Source organism: Neobacillus sp. NPDC097160 (genome assembly GCF_044762155.1).
Classification (GTDB): Bacteria; Bacillota; Bacilli; order Bacillales; family Cytobacillaceae; genus Neobacillus.
In genome coordinates, this window is sequence record NZ_JBIWDU010000018.1 from 133,316 (window position 1) to 151,073 (window position 17,758).

A 17,758-nucleotide genomic window follows, 5' to 3' on the forward strand; every position below is an offset into this window, starting at 1 on the left:
GATTATAATTGGGATCGCAGCTGCGGTCCCAATTTATTTTTTCATAACTTAAATGGATGAAGTTTTCTGTCGAATTTAGCCGAATCAACGGGTATCATATGATATAATTAAATTTTGATATAGATAATATTATTGATTTTCAATAGATGGGAGAGAGACGATGAGCGAACATGCCATAGGCAATAAAGAGCGATTCCAACTCTTGCTCCAGCAGCTCCACTTGATTGAGGATGCTGTAGTGGTACATTTCAACAATGCACAAATTGAAAGGCTTCAAGTTGAAAAAAAAGCAAGGAAGTGGCATTTTCAATTTTTATTTGAAAAAATCCTACCTTTCAATGTTTATCTCAGGTTTATAACGCAGCTGGAAAGAACCTTTTCGAACATTGCAGCTATTTCATACAATATCAATGTGATCAATCAAGTTATCACACCGGAATTATTAAAAGAATATTGGAGCTATTGTATCCAGCAAATTGATGGTATTTCACCGCCACTTTTGAAGCTGCTGAATGAACAACTGCCGGATGTCAGTGGTAACAAGCTAACGATTACTGTCAGAAATGAGGCAGAGGGGCTTGCGTTAAAGCGTAAATATGCCCCAGTAATTGGTGAAATTTATCAATCCTTTGGATTTCCGCTGTTAGCTTTCGAGACGGACTTAAAAAGTGAAGAAAAAAATGATGAATATCAGCAATTTTTGCTGGCTAAACAAAAGGAAGATCAGGAACGTGCCCTTATGGCATTGGTTGAGATGCAAAAGAAAGATGCTGAAAAGGATGCTGGTGGTGAAGTTCCTGAGGGTCCACTTACGATTGGTTTAACGATTAAAGATAACAGCGACTTCCGCAGTTTAATTGACATTGTTGATGAAGAAAGAAGAGTGGCTGTCGAAGGGTACATTTTTAATGCTGAGATCCGGGAATTAAGAAGCGGTCGTTCACTCTTAACCTTTAAGATTACCGATTATACAAGTTCTATCATGGTGAAAATGTTCTCAAGAGATAAAGAGGATGCCGCCCTGTTCCAACATGTAAAGAAGGGAATGTGGGTTAAGGTTCGCGGAAGTATCCAAAACGATACCTTCGTGCGTGACCTTGTCATGATTGGAAACGATATTAATGAAATCAAGCCTGTTGGACGTAAGGATACAGCCCCGGATGATGAAAAACGTGTTGAACTGCACCTTCACACACCGATGAGCCAAATGGATGCTGTAACTCCGGTCAGTGCCCTAATAGCTCAAGCTGCAAAATGGGGTCATAAAGCCATTGCCGTAACAGACCACGCTGTAGCCCAGTCATTCCCTGAAGCATATGGGGCCGGAAAAAAGAATGATATAAAAATTCTTTACGGGGTTGAAGTCAATCTTGTTGATGATGGCGTGCCAATTGCGTATAATGACGCCCATCGCTTACTTGCAGAAGATACCTTTGTTATTTTTGACGTAGAAACAACAGGACTTTCTGCCGTATATGATACGATTATCGAGCTTGCGGCCGTGAAGGTAAAGGACGGGGAAATCATTGATCGCTTTGAGTCTTTTGCAAACCCGCATCATCGTCTTTCAGCAACAACCATTAATTTGACAGGTATAACCGATGATATGGTACAAAATGCCCCAGAGGTAGAAGAGGTAATTAGGGATTTTCATGTATGGGTTGGGGATGCCGTTCTGGTCGCACATAATGCTTCCTTTGATATGGGTTTCCTCAACGTCGGGTATAAAAAGATAGGACTTGAAAAGGCGAAAAATCCAGTCATTGATACACTTGAGTTAGGAAGATTCCTATATCCGGAAATGAAAAATCATCGATTAAATACACTTGCGAAGAAGTTCGATATTGAATTAACCCAGCATCACCGGGCTATTTATGATGCAGAGGCAACGGGTTATTTGCTTCTGAAAATGCTTAAAGATGCCCTTGAAAAGGGAATTGAATACCATGATGAATTTAATGATAATATGGGAAAAGGGAATGCCTTTCAACGTGCCCGTCCTTATCATTGCACACTTTTAGCACAAAACGAACATGGTTTAAAAAACCTATTTAAACTTGTCTCGATAGCACATATTGAGTATTTTTACAGAGTCCCAAGAATCCCTAGATCGGTTCTCCAAAAATACAGGGATGGAATTCTTGTTGGATCAGCCTGTAATAAAGGTGAAGTGTTTGAAGGGATGATGCAAAAGTCACCAGATGAGGTTGAAGCACATGCACGTTTTTATGACTATCTAGAGGTAATGCCAAAAGAAGTAAATGCTCCTTTAATTGAAATGGAATTAGTCCGCGATGAAAAAGCGATGGAAGATATTATTAGTAAAATTGTGACGCTTGGCGATAAATTAGGTTTACCTGTTGTTGCAACGGGGAATGTTCATTATTTAAATGAAAATGATAAAATTTATCGAAAAATCTTAGTCAATTCTCAAGGCGGTGCGAACCCGCTGAATCGCCATGAGCTTCCGGATGTTCACTTTAGAACAACAAATGAGATGCTCGATGCTTTTTCGTTTTTGGGTAAAGAAAAAGCAAAGGAAATCGTGGTGACAAACACAAATAAAATTGCTGATATGATCGAGGACATTAAACCAATTAAAGACGATTTATACACACCAAAAATTGAAGGCGCAGAAGATGAGATGCGCAAAATGAGTTATGAAATGGCCCATAAAATTTATGGTGAGCCGCTGCCTGAAATAGTTGAAGCCCGTCTGGAAAAAGAACTTAAGAGTATTATTGGGCATGGATTTGCCGTTATCTATTTAATTTCACATAAGCTCGTAAAAAAATCACTAGATGATGGATACCTAGTTGGATCACGGGGTTCTGTAGGATCATCATTGGTTGCAACAATGACCGAAATTACTGAGGTGAACCCATTGCCTCCGCACTATATATGCCCAACATGTAAGCATTCGGAGTTCTTCAATGACGGCTCAGTTGGTTCTGGATTTGATTTGCCAGATAAAGATTGTCCGGAGTGCGGTGCTAAATACCGGAAAGACGGCCATGATATTCCGTTTGAAACATTCTTAGGCTTTAAAGGTGATAAAGTTCCCGATATAGATTTGAATTTCTCTGGTGAGTATCAGCCGCGTGCCCATAACTATACAAAGGTTCTTTTTGGAGAAGATAATGTATTTCGTGCTGGGACAATTGGCACGGTTGCCGATAAAACAGCTTTTGGTTATGTAAAGGCCTATCAGCAGGATAACAATCTTCAAATTCGGAATGCGGAAGTGGAACGACTTGCTTCCGGCTGTACTGGTGTGAAAAGAACGACCGGTCAGCACCCAGGAGGAATCATTGTTATCCCTGATTATATGGATGTTTATGATTTTACACCGATTCAATTCCCAGCTGATGATCGTAACTCTGAATGGAAGACCACCCATTTCGACTTTCATTCCATTCATGATAATGTCTTAAAGCTAGATATTCTCGGGCACGATGATCCGACGGTCATTAGAATGCTTCAGGATCTAAGTGGGATGGATCCAAAAACAATTCCAACAGACGACCCTGAAGTCATGAAAATCTTTAGCAGTACAGAATCTCTGGGTGTTACAGAACAACAAATCATGTGTAAAACCGGTACACTCGGTATCCCTGAGTTTGGAACGAGATTTGTCCGGCAAATGCTTGAGGATACAAAACCAACAACCTTCTCGGAACTTGTTCAAATTTCGGGTCTATCACACGGGACCGACGTTTGGCTGGGGAATGCTCAGGAATTAATTCATAATCAAATTTGTAACTTAAGCGAAGTAATCGGCTGTCGTGATGATATTATGGTCTATTTGATTTATCAGGGACTAGATCCTTCATTTGCTTTTAAAATTATGGAATCTGTCCGTAAAGGTAAAGGCTTAAGCGAAGAAATGGAAGCGGAAATGCGGAAAAATGAAGTGCCTGAATGGTACATCGATTCCTGCAAAAAGATAAAATATATGTTCCCTAAGGCCCACGCCGCTGCCTATGTGTTAATGGCAGTAAGAATTGCTTATTTTAAAGTTCATTTACCGCTCCTTTATTATGCTGCATACTTTACAGTCCGTGCGGAGGACTTTGATATTGAAGCAATGTCACGCGGTTCAGAAGCCATTCGGGCAAAAATAGAGGAAATCAACGCAAAGGGTCTTGAGGCATCAAATAAAGAGAAAAACCTGTTAACCGTATTAGAACTAGCTCTTGAAATGACCGAACGAGGATTTACGTTCCAAAATTATGATTTATACAAATCGGATGCATCAGAATTTATCATTGAAGGAAATTCATTGATTCCTCCTTTCAATTCCATCCCTGGCTTAGGAACAAACGCTGCCTATAATATTGTTAAGTCGAGAGAAGATGGAGAATTTTTATCAAAAGAAGACCTGCAGCAGCGTGGGAAGGTATCCAAGACCATTCTTGAATATTTGGACAAACAAGGCTGTCTAAAATCTCTTCCAGAGCAAAACCAGCTATCGCTGTTTTAAGGGTAGCGGTTTGCATAAAAATCATGGTTATGGTATAGTTTTATTGGAAATACTAAGAAATACTCTCGTGTTCAAGAGTGGGGAAACCCACTCTTTCGTTATGTAATCGAGCTGCGGACTGTCCGCAACTTGGTTTTGACTACAAATGTTTTTTAGTGTTACATGATAAAACTTTCCGTAAACTACATAGAATATGGGTGAAATAATATAGAAAAGGAGGTTACGCATGAGCAAAGTAACGGAAGTTGTAGAAGAACTGGCTGCACCAATTTTTCAAGAGCTTGGACTGGATTTAGTGGAAATTGAATATGTGAAAGAAGGGAAAAATTGGTATCTCCGTGTGTATATCGATAAAGATGCTGGTGTTGATATTGAGGATTGTGGTCTAGTTAGTGAGCGGCTAAGTGAAAAACTCGATGAGATTGACCCGATTCCCCATAACTACTTTCTTGAAGTATCATCTCCAGGTGCGGAGCGTCCATTAAAAAAAGAGAAAGATATCGAAAAGGCAATCGGCAAAAATGTCTATATCAAAACTTATGAACCAATTAATGGGGAAAAGAGCTTCGAGGGGACTTTACTCGAATTTGATGGTCAACAATTAAAAATTGAGGTTAAAATTAAAACCCGCAAGAAGATCATTGAAATTCCATATGAAAAAGTAGCGAATGCACGACTAGCAGTTATTTTTTCATAAAGAAAAAGAATAAAAATTGAAAAGGATTAGGGGGATACAACAAAATGAGCAGCGAATTATTAGATGCTCTTACAATACTGGAAAGAGAGAAAGGTATTTCCAGGGATATTTTAATTGATGCAATTGAGGCAGCATTGGTATCAGCATATCGCCGAAATTTCAATCAGGCCCAGAATGTCCGCATCGACTTGAATTTACAAACAGGCTCCATGCGTGTTTTTGCAAGAAAAGAAGTGGTTGATCAGGTATTTGACCCACGTCTTGAAATTTCATTAGAGGATGCTGTAAGCATTAATCCGAATTACCAGGTTGAAGATGTAGTTGAAATGGAAGTAACGCCAAAAGATTTCGGACGGATTGCTGCGCAAACAGCTAAACAAGTGGTAACCCAGCGAGTAAGAGAAGCGGAAAGAGGAATTATTTATTCTGAATTTATCGACCGTGAAGAAGATATTATGACAGGAATTGTCCAAAGGCTGGATTCCAAATTTATTTATGTCAGCCTTGGAAAAATAGAAGCACTATTACCTGTTAATGAACAAATGCCTAATGAACGATATAAGCCGCACGATCGTATAAAGGTATTTATTACAAAGGTTGAAAAAACGACAAAAGGTCCACAAATCTTCGTATCACGGACCCATCCTGGGTTACTAAAACGGTTATTTGAAATTGAAGTTCCTGAAATTTACGATGGAACAGTTGAAATAAAAACTGTTGCCCGTGAAGCGGGAGATCGTTCGAAGATTTCCGTCCATTCAGATAATCATGAAGTGGATCCAGTCGGGTCTTGTGTCGGGCCAAAAGGAACAAGGGTCCAGGCTGTTGTTAATGAATTAAAGGGTGAAAAAATCGATATTGTAAAGTGGTCTGATGATCCAGTTGTCTTTGTTGCTAATTCACTAAGCCCTTCAAAAGTGCTTGATGTTATGGTGAATGAAAATGAAAAAGCAACAACAGTTATCGTCCCAGATTATCAGCTTTCCTTGGCAATCGGTAAACGCGGACAAAATGCCCGCCTGGCTGCGAAATTGACAGGTTGGAAGATTGATATCAAATCTGAAACCGAAGCACGTGAACTTGGAATATATCCACGAGAAGAACCTATCAGGCTGTTTGATGATCAAGTGGATGCCGATTTTGATTTTGAAGATGAGTTAGATGATTAGGTGAGGTGAAGACGAGTGAACACTAGAAAAAAAGTTCCAATGCGCAAATGTGTGGCAACCGGTGAAATGAAACCGAAAAAAGAACTCGTTCGCATCGTTCGCTCCAAAGAGGGGGATGTATCCATCGATTTGTCTGGAAAAAAATCTGGCAGAGGTGCATACCTTTCAAAGGACAAAGAAGCAGTCCTACTAGCCAAGAAAAAAAACACCTTAGCTAACCATTTAGAGGTTTCTATAAATGATTCTATATATGAAGAACTACTTGAGCTAATAGAGAAGGAGAACTGACAATCCAAATGAAACACAATCAATGGATGTCATTGCTTGGCTTGGCCAATCGAGCGCGTAAAATCATATCAGGTGAGGAGCTTGCCGTTAAGGAAATCCGAAACGGAAAAGCAAAGCTCGTTTTATTAGCCGCAGATGCTTCTGCAAATACGACTAAAAAAATTACAGATAAATGTACTTCCTATCAAGTCCCATTAAAAATGGTGGAGAATCGTTACCTTCTTGGTCAAGCAATTGGCAAAGAAGCCCGCGTTGTTGTAGCTGTTATGGATGATGGATTTGCAAAAAAACTGGTAACGTTGCTCGATTAAATCTAGCGGGGGTGAAATAATGAGTAAAATCCGTGTTTATGAATACGCAAAAAAACACAATATTTCAAGTAAAGAAATCATCAATAAACTAAAAGAAATGAATATAGAGGTCACCAATCATATGGCAACAATAGAAGATGAAGATATTAAAAAGCTTGATGCAGCTTATAATAAAAAAGAGAACAGTACGCCACAGGAAAAAAAGAATAATGGACAGCAAAATCGCACAAACCCACGTCCAGCTGGGCAGCAAAACCGTCCAAATCAAAGGCCGGCTCAGTCAGCTCAAAAACCTCAAGTGCAGTCGAAATCACCTAAAGCATTCGAGGAAGCTGCAGATAAATCGGCTGCTCCTAGCAAGGTGAAAGTAGTCTCACCGCCCAAAAAGGTTGAAGGCAAAAAGCAAAACCAAGAATCTCAATCAAAAGAAAATAAAGTGTTTAATAATGCTGATAAATCTAAGGCTAGACCTTATAATAACCAAAATCGTAACCATAACAATAATAATAAAAAGAAGAAGGCTCATACACATGTTCAACAATCACAGCCTGTAAAGAAGAAAGAAAAAGAGCTTCCAGCTAAAATTACCTTTAGTGAATCTTTAACGGTTGGGGAGCTGGCAAAAAAGATTTATCGCGAACCTTCAGAAATCATTAAAAAGCTCTTTTTGCTTGGAGTAATGGCGACAATTAATCAAGTATTAGATAAAGATGCGATTGAATTGATTGCTGGTGAGTATGGGGTCGAAGTTGAAGAAGAAATCAAAATAGATACAACAGACCTTGAAGTGTATTTTACAGAAGACCAAGCGACAGACTTAGTAGAAAGACCTTCTGTTGTTACCATTATGGGGCATGTTGACCACGGTAAAACAACATTGCTTGATTCGATTCGAAACACTAAGGTAACCGAAGGAGAAGCTGGGGGCATTACGCAGCATATCGGAGCCTACCAAGTAGTTGAAAATGGGAAGAAAATTACCTTCCTAGATACACCAGGACATGCTGCATTCACAACAATGCGTGCCCGCGGTGCGAAAATTACTGACATCACCATTCTTGTTGTAGCTGCCGATGATGGTGTCATGCCGCAAACGGTTGAAGCCATTAACCATGCAAAAGCTGCTGAAGTTCCAATTATTGTTGCTGTTAATAAAATGGATAAAGAGGCAGCAAATGCCGATCGTGTTATGCAGGAATTGACAGAGCACGGTTTAGTAGCTGAAGCTTGGGGCGGGGAAACCATTTTTGTACCGCTTTCTGCAAAAACAGGTGAAGGAATCGACAACCTGCTAGAAATGATTCTTCTCGTTGGTGAAGTTGAAGAATATAAAGCAAATCCAAAACGCAAGGCTGTTGGAACTGTTATTGAAGCACAATTAGACAAGGGTCGTGGATCGGTTGCAACCTTGCTTGTGCAAAACGGTACACTTAAAATTGGTGATCCAATTGTTGTTGGGAATACACACGGCCGTGTCCGAGCGATGGTGAATGACAAAGGCCGCCGTGTAAAAGAGGCAGAACCATCCACTCCTGTTGAGATAACTGGATTAAGTGACGTGCCGCAAGCCGGAGACCGGTTCGTTGTGTTTGAAGATGAGAAAACGGCTCGACAAGTTGGAGAAGCACGTGCTCAACAAGCATTAGCTGTCCATCGTGGTGAAAAAACCATTGTTAGTCTTGAAAACCTATTTGATCAATTGAAGCAAGGGGAAATGAAGGATCTGAACATCATTCTTAAGGCGGATGTCCAAGGCTCAGCTGAAGCCGTTGCCGCTTCCTTGCAAAAAATCGATGTCCAAGGCGTTAACATCAAAATCATTCATAGTGGTGCAGGTGCGATTAATGAATCGGATATCAGTCTTGCCGCTGCTTCCAACGCCATTGTGATCGGCTTTAACGTTCGTCCGGATGTAAATGCGAAACGTGCGGCAGAAGCTGAAAAAGTAGACGTCCGCCTTCACAGAATTATTTATAAAGTAATTGAAGAGATTGAAGCAGCCATGAAAGGGATGCTTGACCCAGAATTCCAAGAAAAAATTATTGGTCAAGCAGAGATTCGTCAAACCTTCAAGGTTTCAAAGGTTGGAACGATTGCAGGCTCATATGTAACGGATGGAAAAATTACCCGTGATAGCGGTATTCGTCTCATTCGTAATGGGGTTGTCATCTTTGAAGGTCAAATTGATGCGTTAAAACGTTTTAAGGACGATGCAAAAGAAGTGGCACAAGGCTACGAATGTGGGATAACCATTAAAAACTTTAATGATGTTAAAGAAGGAGATATCATTGAAGCATACGTAATGGAAGAAATTGAACGTAAATGATTGTCGGTATAGCCGAATGTGAATGTATCATCTATGATGCGCATTCGTTAAAAGAAAAACGTGCAGTTTTGCAGCGTATCCTTACACGATTAAAGCAGAAATTTAATGTATCCGTGGCAGAGGTGGACTTTCAGGATGTATGGCAAAGAACGAAAATTGCCATTGCTGTCGTTACCTCTTCACGGGTATCTACGGAACAGGAATTGCAAAATGCACTAAAACTAATCGACTCATTTCCAGAAATAGAAAGAACGATCACCGAGATTGATTGGCTTTAAGTTAAGAGGTGAATGTGATGAGCCACAGAGCAAATCGTGTTGGAGAACAAATGAAAAAAGAACTTAGTGACATCATCGGTCGAAAAATTAAAGATCCTCGGATCGGCTTTGTGACAGTTACCGACGTCCAAGTAACAGGAGATTTGCAGCAAGCAAAAGTATTTATATCTGTATTAGGTGATGACGAACAAAAGGAGAATACCTTAAAAGGCCTGGCTAAAGCTAAAGGTTTCATTCGTACTGAAATAGGCCATCGTATTCGCCTTCGTAAAACACCAGAAATTATCTTTGAATGGGATGAATCCATCGATTATGGAAATCGTATTGAAACACTTCTCCATCAATTGCATACGGATGACAAACCATTGGAAAAGAACGAAGAAGAATAAAAGGATAGACAAATGTCTATCCTTTTTTTTCGATAAACTATTAGTTAGGAGATTTCATCTTGGAAGGGATATTACCATTATTTAAGCCTGCAGGGTTAACCTCACATGATTGTGTTTTTAAATTAAGAAAGATCTTAAAAACGAAGAAGGTAGGTCATACTGGCACACTTGATCCTGATGTGACCGGCGTTCTTCCTATTTGTATCGGGAAAGCAACAAAAGTTGCGGAATACATAACGGATGCCGGCAAGGCCTATGTAGGAGAAGTGACGATTGGCTTTTCAACAACTACAGAGGATGCTTCAGGTGAGGTAGTAGAAAGCAAAAAGGTGGATCGAATCATTTCTCGAGAAGAAATGATGAAGGTTCTCCAATCACTCACAGGGGAAATTGAACAAACGCCGCCGATGTATTCAGCAGTAAAGGTCGGAGGGGTAAGACTTTATGAATATGCTCGAAAGGGAATCGAAGTGGAACGCCCTTCGAGAAAGGTCACCATTTATGATATCGAGATGCTTGATGAGCAAGAGCAATTTCAAGGTGAGACGATATCATTTCGCTTTAAAGTTAGCTGCAGTAAAGGAACGTATATCCGTACCTTAGCGGTCATGATTGGTGAACTTCTCGGCTTTCCTGCCCATATGTCCAACTTACAACGAGTTCAATCCGCTGCATTTTCTTTAGAGGATTGTTTAATGTTTGAAGAAATTGAAAAACATATGGAAGCTGGAACCATTTCAAGCGTATTGAGACCATTAGAAACAGCACTTTCTCATTTGCCGAAATTACTGATTAATGATAAAGTAGCAGAGAAAGTGAAAAATGGTGCACTATTACAAATACCAGAACATTTTAAAACTAGTAACGGACCAATTATCGCTGAAACTGAAGATGGATTGGCTCTGGCTATTTATTCCAACCATCCTAACAAGCCAGGTCTCCTTAAACCAGTTAAAGTATTAAGAAACGATATGGAATAAAAGGGTCGGTATAGAAAAGGTGAGTTTCAATTGGAAATTATAAAGCTAAGTTTTCCAAATAAGGTGGTAAACAATGAGTTTCCCCCTCTAGCAATGGCACTTGGATATTTTGACGGTGTTCACCGCGGCCATCAACAGGTAATTCTTGAGGCAAAAAAGCAAGCAGAAGCGAAAGGTCTTTCTAGTGCGGTCATGACATTTGACCCCCATCCTTCTGTTGTCCTAGGAAAAAATGAAAAGCATGTTCAATATATAACCCCATTTGAGGAAAAGGTTAAAATTATTGAAGAGTTAAATATTGATTATTTATTTATTGTCCAGTTCACCACAAATTTTGCCAATCTCTTGCCTCAGGAATTTATTGATCAGTATGTGATTGGACTGAATGTACAACATGTTGTCGCAGGTTTTGACTTTACGTATGGCCGCATGGGAAAAGGCACAATGGAAACCTTGCCTTTCCATTCACGAGACCAATTTTCTTATTCTGTTGTTCCAAAGTTTGTTCAAGAGAACGAAAAGGTAAGCTCTACTAGAATTCGCAATCTCCTAAGGGAAGGAAAAACAATTGAACTTCCGACACTTCTTGGCAGATTCTATACAACAACCGGAGAGGTCATACATGGGGATAAACGCGGCAGGACGATTGGTTTTCCAACTGCGAATATTGACTTAACAGGTGATTATATCATTCCACCTGTTGGAGTGTATGCAGTAAGGATGAAGGTTCATTCTGCTTGGCATAATGGAGTTTGTAATGTTGGGTTTAAACCTACGTTTAATAAGGAATCGCTTAAGCTGTCAGTTGAGGTTCATTTGTTTGACTTTAATCAAGAAATATATGGTGAAGAAGTAGAAATCGAATGGCATCTTTACCTTCGGAAAGAACAAAAATTTTCTGGGATTGAACAACTCGTGACTCAAATAGAAAAAGATAAACAACAAACAATAGAATACTTTGAGAAAAATCGACACACTTCCTGACATTGCTGTGTAAAAGAAGCTTTTCTTACAAGATATTTAGGTTTTAACTTGCTTTTTGAAGTAAAACCATGTATTCTTAAGTACGTATTAAAAACAACCTTTGCTTGGCAAGTCGAGTCACCGACGCTTGCTCGGTAACTGGGGATAGAAAATTTAGGAGGTGAACCTGGATGGCAATCACTCAAGAACGTAAAAATGAACTTATCAATGAGTATAAAACTCATGAGAGCGACACTGGATCTGCAGAAGTTCAAATCGCTGTCCTTACTGAATCAATCAACAATTTGAACGAGCACTTACGTACTCACAAGAAAGATCACCACTCACGTCGCGGTCTTTTGAAAATGGTTGGTAAACGTCGTAACCTTTTAACATTCTTACGTAACAAAGATGTTCAACGTTACCGTGTGTTAATCAATAAGCTAGGCCTACGTCGTTAGTTTACAGAAGCGGGATTTTTCCCGCTTTTTTGTTAGGGAAAAAATTTTTATACATAATTTTAAGTCAGGACTTTTATGTGCATACTATAAATAATTTGGATTGATACAACAAGCTTTAACGGCTTTTTTTATATTAGGTAGATTTAGAAAGATGATTACAGCGAATGAGTATTCTTTCGCATCATCCTCCTAAGTGAGTTAGATAGAGAGGGGTAAAAATATGGAACAAACAAAACATGAGTATTCAATGAATTGGGCAGGTCGTAAGTTAACCGTTGAAATTGGCCAATTGGCTAAACAAGCTAACGGTGCGGTTATGGTTCGATATGGCGAAACCGCCGTATTAAGTACTGCAACTGCTTCAAAAGAACCAAAGAATCTAGATTTTTTCCCATTAACAGTAAACTATGAGGAACGCTTGTATGCTGTTGGTAAAATCCCTGGCGGGTTTATTAAACGCGAAGGCCGCCCAAGTGAAAAGGCGATTTTAGCCAGTCGTCTGATTGACCGTCCGATTCGTCCGCTTTTTGCTGATGGGTTCCGTAATGATGTCCAAGTAATCAGTATTGTCATGAGTGTGGACCAAGATTGTTCAACAGAAATGGCTGCGATGTTTGGATCTTCCTTGGCACTTAGTACCTCAGATATTCCATTTGAAGGTCCAATTGCCGGTGTCGTTGTTGGCAGGGTAAATAATGAATTTGTCATTAATCCTACCGTTGAGCAGGCAGAAAAGAGTGATATCCACTTAACAGTTGCCGGTACAAAAGATGCGATTAACATGGTTGAGGCGGGAGCTCTTGAGGTACCTGAGGAAATCATGCTCGAAGCTATTATGTTTGGTCATAATGAAATCAAAAATTTAATTGAATTCCAAGAGAAAATTGTCGCTGAAATTGGTAAAGAAAAAAGAGAAATCAATCTATATGAAATAAATAAAGAACTAGAAGTTGAAGTAAGAGAATTATGTGAAGCTGATATGCTTAAGGCTATCCAGGTACAAGAAAAGCATGCACGTGAAGATGCCATTAAAGAAGTCAAAAACCAAGTTATTGCAAAATATGTGGAGCAAGAAGCAACAGACGAAGATATGAAACAAGTGAAGCAAATTTTGGACAAGATTGTTAAGGGTGAAGTTCGCCGTTTAATTACAGTGGAAAAAGTTCGTCCTGATGGTCGGAAAATAGATGAAATTCGTCCATTATCTTCGCAAGTAAGTATTTTGCCACGTACCCATGGTTCAGGCCTTTTTACGCGCGGTCAAACGCAAGCCCTAAGTATTTGTACGCTTGGAGCAATGGGGGATGTTCAGATTCTTGATGGTTTAGGAATTGAGGAAGAAAAACGGTTTATGCACCATTATAACTTCCCTTCCTTTAGTGTCGGAGAAACTGGACCAATTCGTGGACCGGGCCGCCGAGAAATTGGACATGGAGCCCTTGGTGAACGAGCACTTGAACCGATTATTCCTTCTGAAAAGGATTTTCCATACACCATCCGCCTAGTTTCTGAGGTTCTTGAATCAAATGGATCAACATCACAGGCTAGTATTTGCGCCAGTACTTTAGCAATGATGGATGCAGGTGTGCCAATTAAAGCACCGGTTGCAGGTATTGCCATGGGACTTGTTAAATCAGGTGAGCATTACACTGTTTTATCTGATATTCAAGGAATGGAAGATCATCTTGGAGACATGGATTTTAAAGTTGCTGGAACTGCTAAAGGGGTTACCGCACTGCAAATGGATATTAAAATAGAAGGTCTTTCCCGCGAGATTTTAGAAGAGGCTTTGCAGCAAGCGAAAGTGGGAAGAATGCATATTTTAGATTCAATGCTAGCCACTATTACAGAACCAAGAGCGGAGCTTTCCCAGTTTGCACCGAAAATCTTAACGATGACAATCAACCCAGATAAGATTCGTGATGTTATTGGACCAAGTGGTAAACAAATCAATAAGATTATTGAGGAAACTGGTGTTAAGATTGATATTGAGCAAGATGGTACTGTTTTTATTGCATCAACTAATCAAGAAATGAACCAAAAAGCGAAGAAAATCATTGAAGATATTGTACGTGAAGTTGAAGTAGGACAAATGTACCTAGGTAAGGTCAAACGGATTGAAAAGTTTGGTGCCTTTGTGGAAATCTTCGCCGGAAAAGACGGTCTCGTCCATATTTCTGAGCTTGCAGAAGAGCGGGTAGGAAAAGTGGAAGATGTATTGAAAATTGGGGACGAACTTTTAGTAAAGGTAACTGAAATTGATAAGCAGGGCCGTGTTAATTTATCCCGCAAAGCTGTATTAAAAGAACAAAGGGAAAAAGCTGAAGAAAAGCAATAATTAGACATGCAAATAAGTTGAAAAAGTCAGGGGGCACACCCTGACTTTTTCCGTATAAGACAATAAAGTTTTCTAAGTTCTACCTTGTCCCTTCCATACATAATCTGTATGGAAGGGGGAAAGGTAGATGAAAAAGGCTGTTATTTTAGTTATTATTTGTTTGGCTGCATGGATTTCGGTTAACAATCCGATTGTGAATAAATATGTAGCCGCTTTAAAAGAGTCGGCTCTTCCGGCAGCGAAACAGTCAGATCCTCTTTATCAAAGTATTATAAAAAATTCTTCTACATATGAAATTCCACCCTCTGATGCGAAGGTAGATTCAGTATGGAAGGCCATTCCAGGATATAACGGTCTTAAAATTGATATTGCTGCTTCGTATAAAAATATGAGGAAAAAAGGCGTTTATGATGAAAAGAAACTTGTATTTGTCCAGACAAAACCAAAGGTTCATCTGCAAGATTTGCCACCCACACCGATTTATAAAGGTCATCCGGATAAACCGATGGTGACCTTCATCATTAATGTTGCATGGGGAAATGAATATTTATCCGAAATGCTTGCAACCCTAAAAAACCATAATGTATCAGCGAGTTTTTTTCTTGAAGGGAATTGGGTAAAAAAGAATCCCGAACTTGCAAAAATGATCGTGAGCGCAGGGCATGAGGTGGGTAATCATTCGTATTCCCATCCGGATATGAAACAGCTGACGGCAGCACAAGCAAGGGAACAAATAATAAAAACCAACGAAATTATTGAAGCAGCGACAGGGGAGAAATGTGTATGGTTTGCACCACCCAGTGGCAGCTATCGCGATGAGACGATTAAAGTTGCCGCTGAACAAAATATGAAGACGGTGATGTGGACAGTAGACACTGTCGACTGGCGAAAACCTTCTCCTGAAGTCCTAATAAATCGGGTCATGTCTAAAATTGATAAAGGTTCGATGGTTCTTATGCATCCAACCGAAGCAACAGCAAAATCACTTGATCGGTTAATTACCTTAATTGAGCAAAAGGATTTACAAATCGGTACGGTTACTGAATTAATGAACGAGGAAAGAATTATAAAATAATTTAGGCAAAATATCTCAGAAAATTGGAGAAAATACTTATTAGAAAGTATAATAAATAATTGGAGTAGTAGCATCCGCTGTTAACAGACAGGAGGAAGTCGATGATTAATAAGTACACTTGCCAAAACGGAGTAAGAATTGTATTAGAAAATATTCCAACCGTTCGATCTGTTGCCATTGGCGTTTGGATTGGAACAGGGTCTAGAAATGAAAATCCGCAGACAAATGGGATTTCCCATTTCCTTGAGCATATGTTTTTTAAAGGAACTGCCACTCGGTCTGCTAAGGAAATTGCAGAATCATTTGATAGTATTGGCGGACAGGTAAATGCTTTTACCTCTAAAGAATATACATGCTATTATGCAAAAGTCCTTGATACCCATTCTAAATTTGCCTTAGAAGTTTTGGCAGACATGTTCTTTAATTCTACATTTGTGGAAGAAGAACTTAACAAAGAAAGAAATGTTGTATTAGAAGAAATAAAAATGTATGAAGATACGCCGGATGATATTGTCCATGATTTATTAAGCAGGGCTGTTTTCGAAGACCATCCACTAGGATACCCAATTCTAGGGACGGAAGAAACATTAAATACGTTTACTGGCGAAACACTCAAGGAATACATTCATGAACGATATACACCTGAAAATGTTGTCATTTCAATAGCCGGAAATATTTCAGAAAGTTTTATCCAGGATGTTGAAAATTATTTTGGTTCCTATCAGGGTGGAACAAATGAAGTACCTGAAAACCTGCCTGTTTTTCATTCCAACCGGATATCAAGGAAAAAGGAAACAGAACAGGCACATTTATGTATTGGTTTTGAAGGACTGAAAGTTGGTCATGAGGATATTTATAGTTTGATTACCCTAAATAATATTTTGGGCGGCAGCATGAGTTCAAGATTATTCCAAGAAGTACGTGAACAAAGGGGCTTAGCTTACTCGGTATTTTCCTATCACTCAGCTTATCAAGATAGTGGGATTGTAACCGTGTACGGAGGTACAGGTGCGAAGCAATTGGATGTTCTATTTGAAACCATTCAAGAAACACTTGAAAAGTTAAAGCAAAATGGAATTACCGAAAAAGAATTAACAAATAGTAAGGAACAGCTGAAAGGCGGCTTAATGTTAAGTTTAGAAAGTACTAATAGCCGAATGAGTCGTAACGGTAAGAATGAACTTCTCTTAAAACGGCATCGCTCCCTGGACGAAATTATTGAACAGATTGATGCTGTTACTAAAAAAGGCGTTGACGAAATGGCTAATGCCGTTTTTACTGATAAATACTCCGTCACCCTTATTAGTCCTAACGGAGAATTCCCGAATAAATTATCCTAATAGTAAAAACAGTTCACTTTTCGAACTGTTTTTTTCTTTAGGAAATAAGAAATAAATTAAGACTTTGTGAATTGTCCAGCTCCAGGCGCCATCGGCTAGTGTAATTCGCTCTTCTCCCTACGATAAGTCAACATCGGACGCTAGCGCTCTCCGTGTTTCCTTTATCTCAGTCGAAGCGCTCCAGTCCATACGCCGATAAGCGGGCGCCTTCCACTTTTCTTAGTCTAAATATGGACGTCCTCTTATAAACTTATAGAGAAGGGTATTAAAGGGGGTTCAATTGCAGTGAGATTAAGTGAATTAAGCGGGAAAGAAATTGTTGACGTCAAAAAGGCAGAGCGCCTCGGAGTACTGGGACAAACCGATTTAGAAATAAATGAAGGCACAGGACAAATACAGGCGCTCCTAATTCCTTCATTAAAATGGTTCGGTTTTCGAAAACAAGGAGAGGAAATTAGGGTACCATGGCAGCATATAAAAAAAATAGGAACTGACATGATCATCATTGATATTCCAGATGAGGACTAGAGATGATGAATGAAAAAAGCCCAGGCAAAATATCATTTTGGACTTACACCCGTCAAGTAGACAGCTCTAAAAAAGACTATGCAGCCATCGTGATCCGGTATTCAACTGGAGCACGATGGTTTAGTCGTTTTT

15 protein-coding genes are annotated in these 17,758 nt (G+C 39.4%); all 15 read left to right on the forward strand.

Features of this window, described 5'->3' with window-relative positions; translation table 11 throughout:
* Positions 1–160: 160 nt before the first annotated feature.
* Positions 161–4,483 carry a PolC-type DNA polymerase III gene (locus ACIQXV_RS23215; protein ID WP_402962598.1) on the forward strand — a complete coding sequence of 1,441 codons (4,323 nt, stop codon included), beginning with the start codon at positions 161–163 and terminating at the stop codon, positions 4,481–4,483.
* A 226-nt stretch (positions 4,484–4,709) separates the two neighbouring features.
* The gene (gene rimP / locus ACIQXV_RS23220; RefSeq protein WP_402962601.1) at positions 4,710–5,180 is read left to right on the forward strand and encodes a ribosome maturation factor RimP; all 471 of its coding nucleotides are present in this window, start codon (positions 4,710–4,712) and stop codon (positions 5,178–5,180) included.
* A gap of 44 nt (positions 5,181–5,224) precedes the next feature.
* Positions 5,225–6,349, forward strand: a complete 1,125-nt coding sequence (gene nusA / locus ACIQXV_RS23225) for a transcription termination factor NusA (RefSeq protein ID WP_402962603.1) — start codon at positions 5,225–5,227, stop codon at positions 6,347–6,349.
* A 15-nt stretch (positions 6,350–6,364) separates the two neighbouring features.
* A complete protein-coding gene (gene rnpM / locus ACIQXV_RS23230) occupies positions 6,365–6,637 on the forward strand; it encodes an RNase P modulator RnpM (protein ID WP_402962606.1) in 273 nt (90 codons plus the stop codon).
* 8 nt (positions 6,638–6,645) lie between these two features.
* Entirely contained in the window at positions 6,646–6,948 is a 303-nt protein-coding gene (locus ACIQXV_RS23235; protein ID WP_402962609.1) for a YlxQ family RNA-binding protein, read from the forward strand.
* Between the two features lie 19 nt (positions 6,949–6,967).
* Positions 6,968–9,274, forward strand: coding sequence for a translation initiation factor IF-2 (infB, locus tag ACIQXV_RS23240; RefSeq protein WP_402962611.1), 2,307 nt, complete (start codon positions 6,968–6,970; stop codon positions 9,272–9,274).
* Entirely contained in the window at positions 9,271–9,552 is a 282-nt protein-coding gene (locus tag ACIQXV_RS23245) for a DUF503 domain-containing protein (RefSeq protein WP_402962614.1), read from the forward strand. The genes infB and ACIQXV_RS23245 overlap by 4 nt, the downstream gene beginning before the upstream one ends.
* 17 nt (positions 9,553–9,569) lie before the next feature.
* The gene (gene rbfA / locus ACIQXV_RS23250) at positions 9,570–9,941 is read left to right on the forward strand and encodes a 30S ribosome-binding factor RbfA (RefSeq protein ID WP_402962617.1); all 372 of its coding nucleotides are present in this window, start codon (positions 9,570–9,572) and stop codon (positions 9,939–9,941) included.
* A 59-nt stretch (positions 9,942–10,000) separates the two neighbouring features.
* Complete coding sequence (truB, locus tag ACIQXV_RS23255) at positions 10,001–10,921, forward strand: tRNA pseudouridine(55) synthase TruB (protein ID WP_402962619.1); 921 nt, start codon at positions 10,001–10,003, stop codon at positions 10,919–10,921.
* A 30-nt stretch (positions 10,922–10,951) separates the two neighbouring features.
* Entirely contained in the window at positions 10,952–11,905 is a 954-nt protein-coding gene (gene ribF / locus ACIQXV_RS23260; protein WP_402962622.1) for a bifunctional riboflavin kinase/FAD synthetase, read from the forward strand.
* A 170-nt stretch (positions 11,906–12,075) separates the two neighbouring features.
* Positions 12,076–12,345: a 30S ribosomal protein S15 gene (gene rpsO, locus ACIQXV_RS23265; protein ID WP_024026799.1), complete on the forward strand. Its 270-nt coding sequence runs from the start codon at positions 12,076–12,078 to the stop codon at positions 12,343–12,345.
* A 220-nt stretch (positions 12,346–12,565) separates the two neighbouring features.
* Complete coding sequence (pnp, locus tag ACIQXV_RS23270; RefSeq protein WP_402962625.1) at positions 12,566–14,683, forward strand: polyribonucleotide nucleotidyltransferase; 2,118 nt, start codon at positions 12,566–12,568, stop codon at positions 14,681–14,683.
* A 127-nt stretch (positions 14,684–14,810) separates the two neighbouring features.
* Positions 14,811–15,758: a polysaccharide deacetylase family protein gene (locus ACIQXV_RS23275; RefSeq protein WP_402962628.1), complete on the forward strand. Its 948-nt coding sequence runs from the start codon at positions 14,811–14,813 to the stop codon at positions 15,756–15,758.
* Positions 15,759–15,859: 101 nt separating this feature from the next.
* Positions 15,860–17,098: a M16 family metallopeptidase gene (locus tag ACIQXV_RS23280; RefSeq protein ID WP_402962630.1), complete on the forward strand. Its 1,239-nt coding sequence runs from the start codon at positions 15,860–15,862 to the stop codon at positions 17,096–17,098.
* A gap of 285 nt (positions 17,099–17,383) precedes the next feature.
* Complete coding sequence (locus tag ACIQXV_RS23285) at positions 17,384–17,626, forward strand: YlmC/YmxH family sporulation protein (protein WP_166238146.1); 243 nt, start codon at positions 17,384–17,386, stop codon at positions 17,624–17,626.
* Positions 17,627–17,758 lie beyond the last annotated feature (132 nt).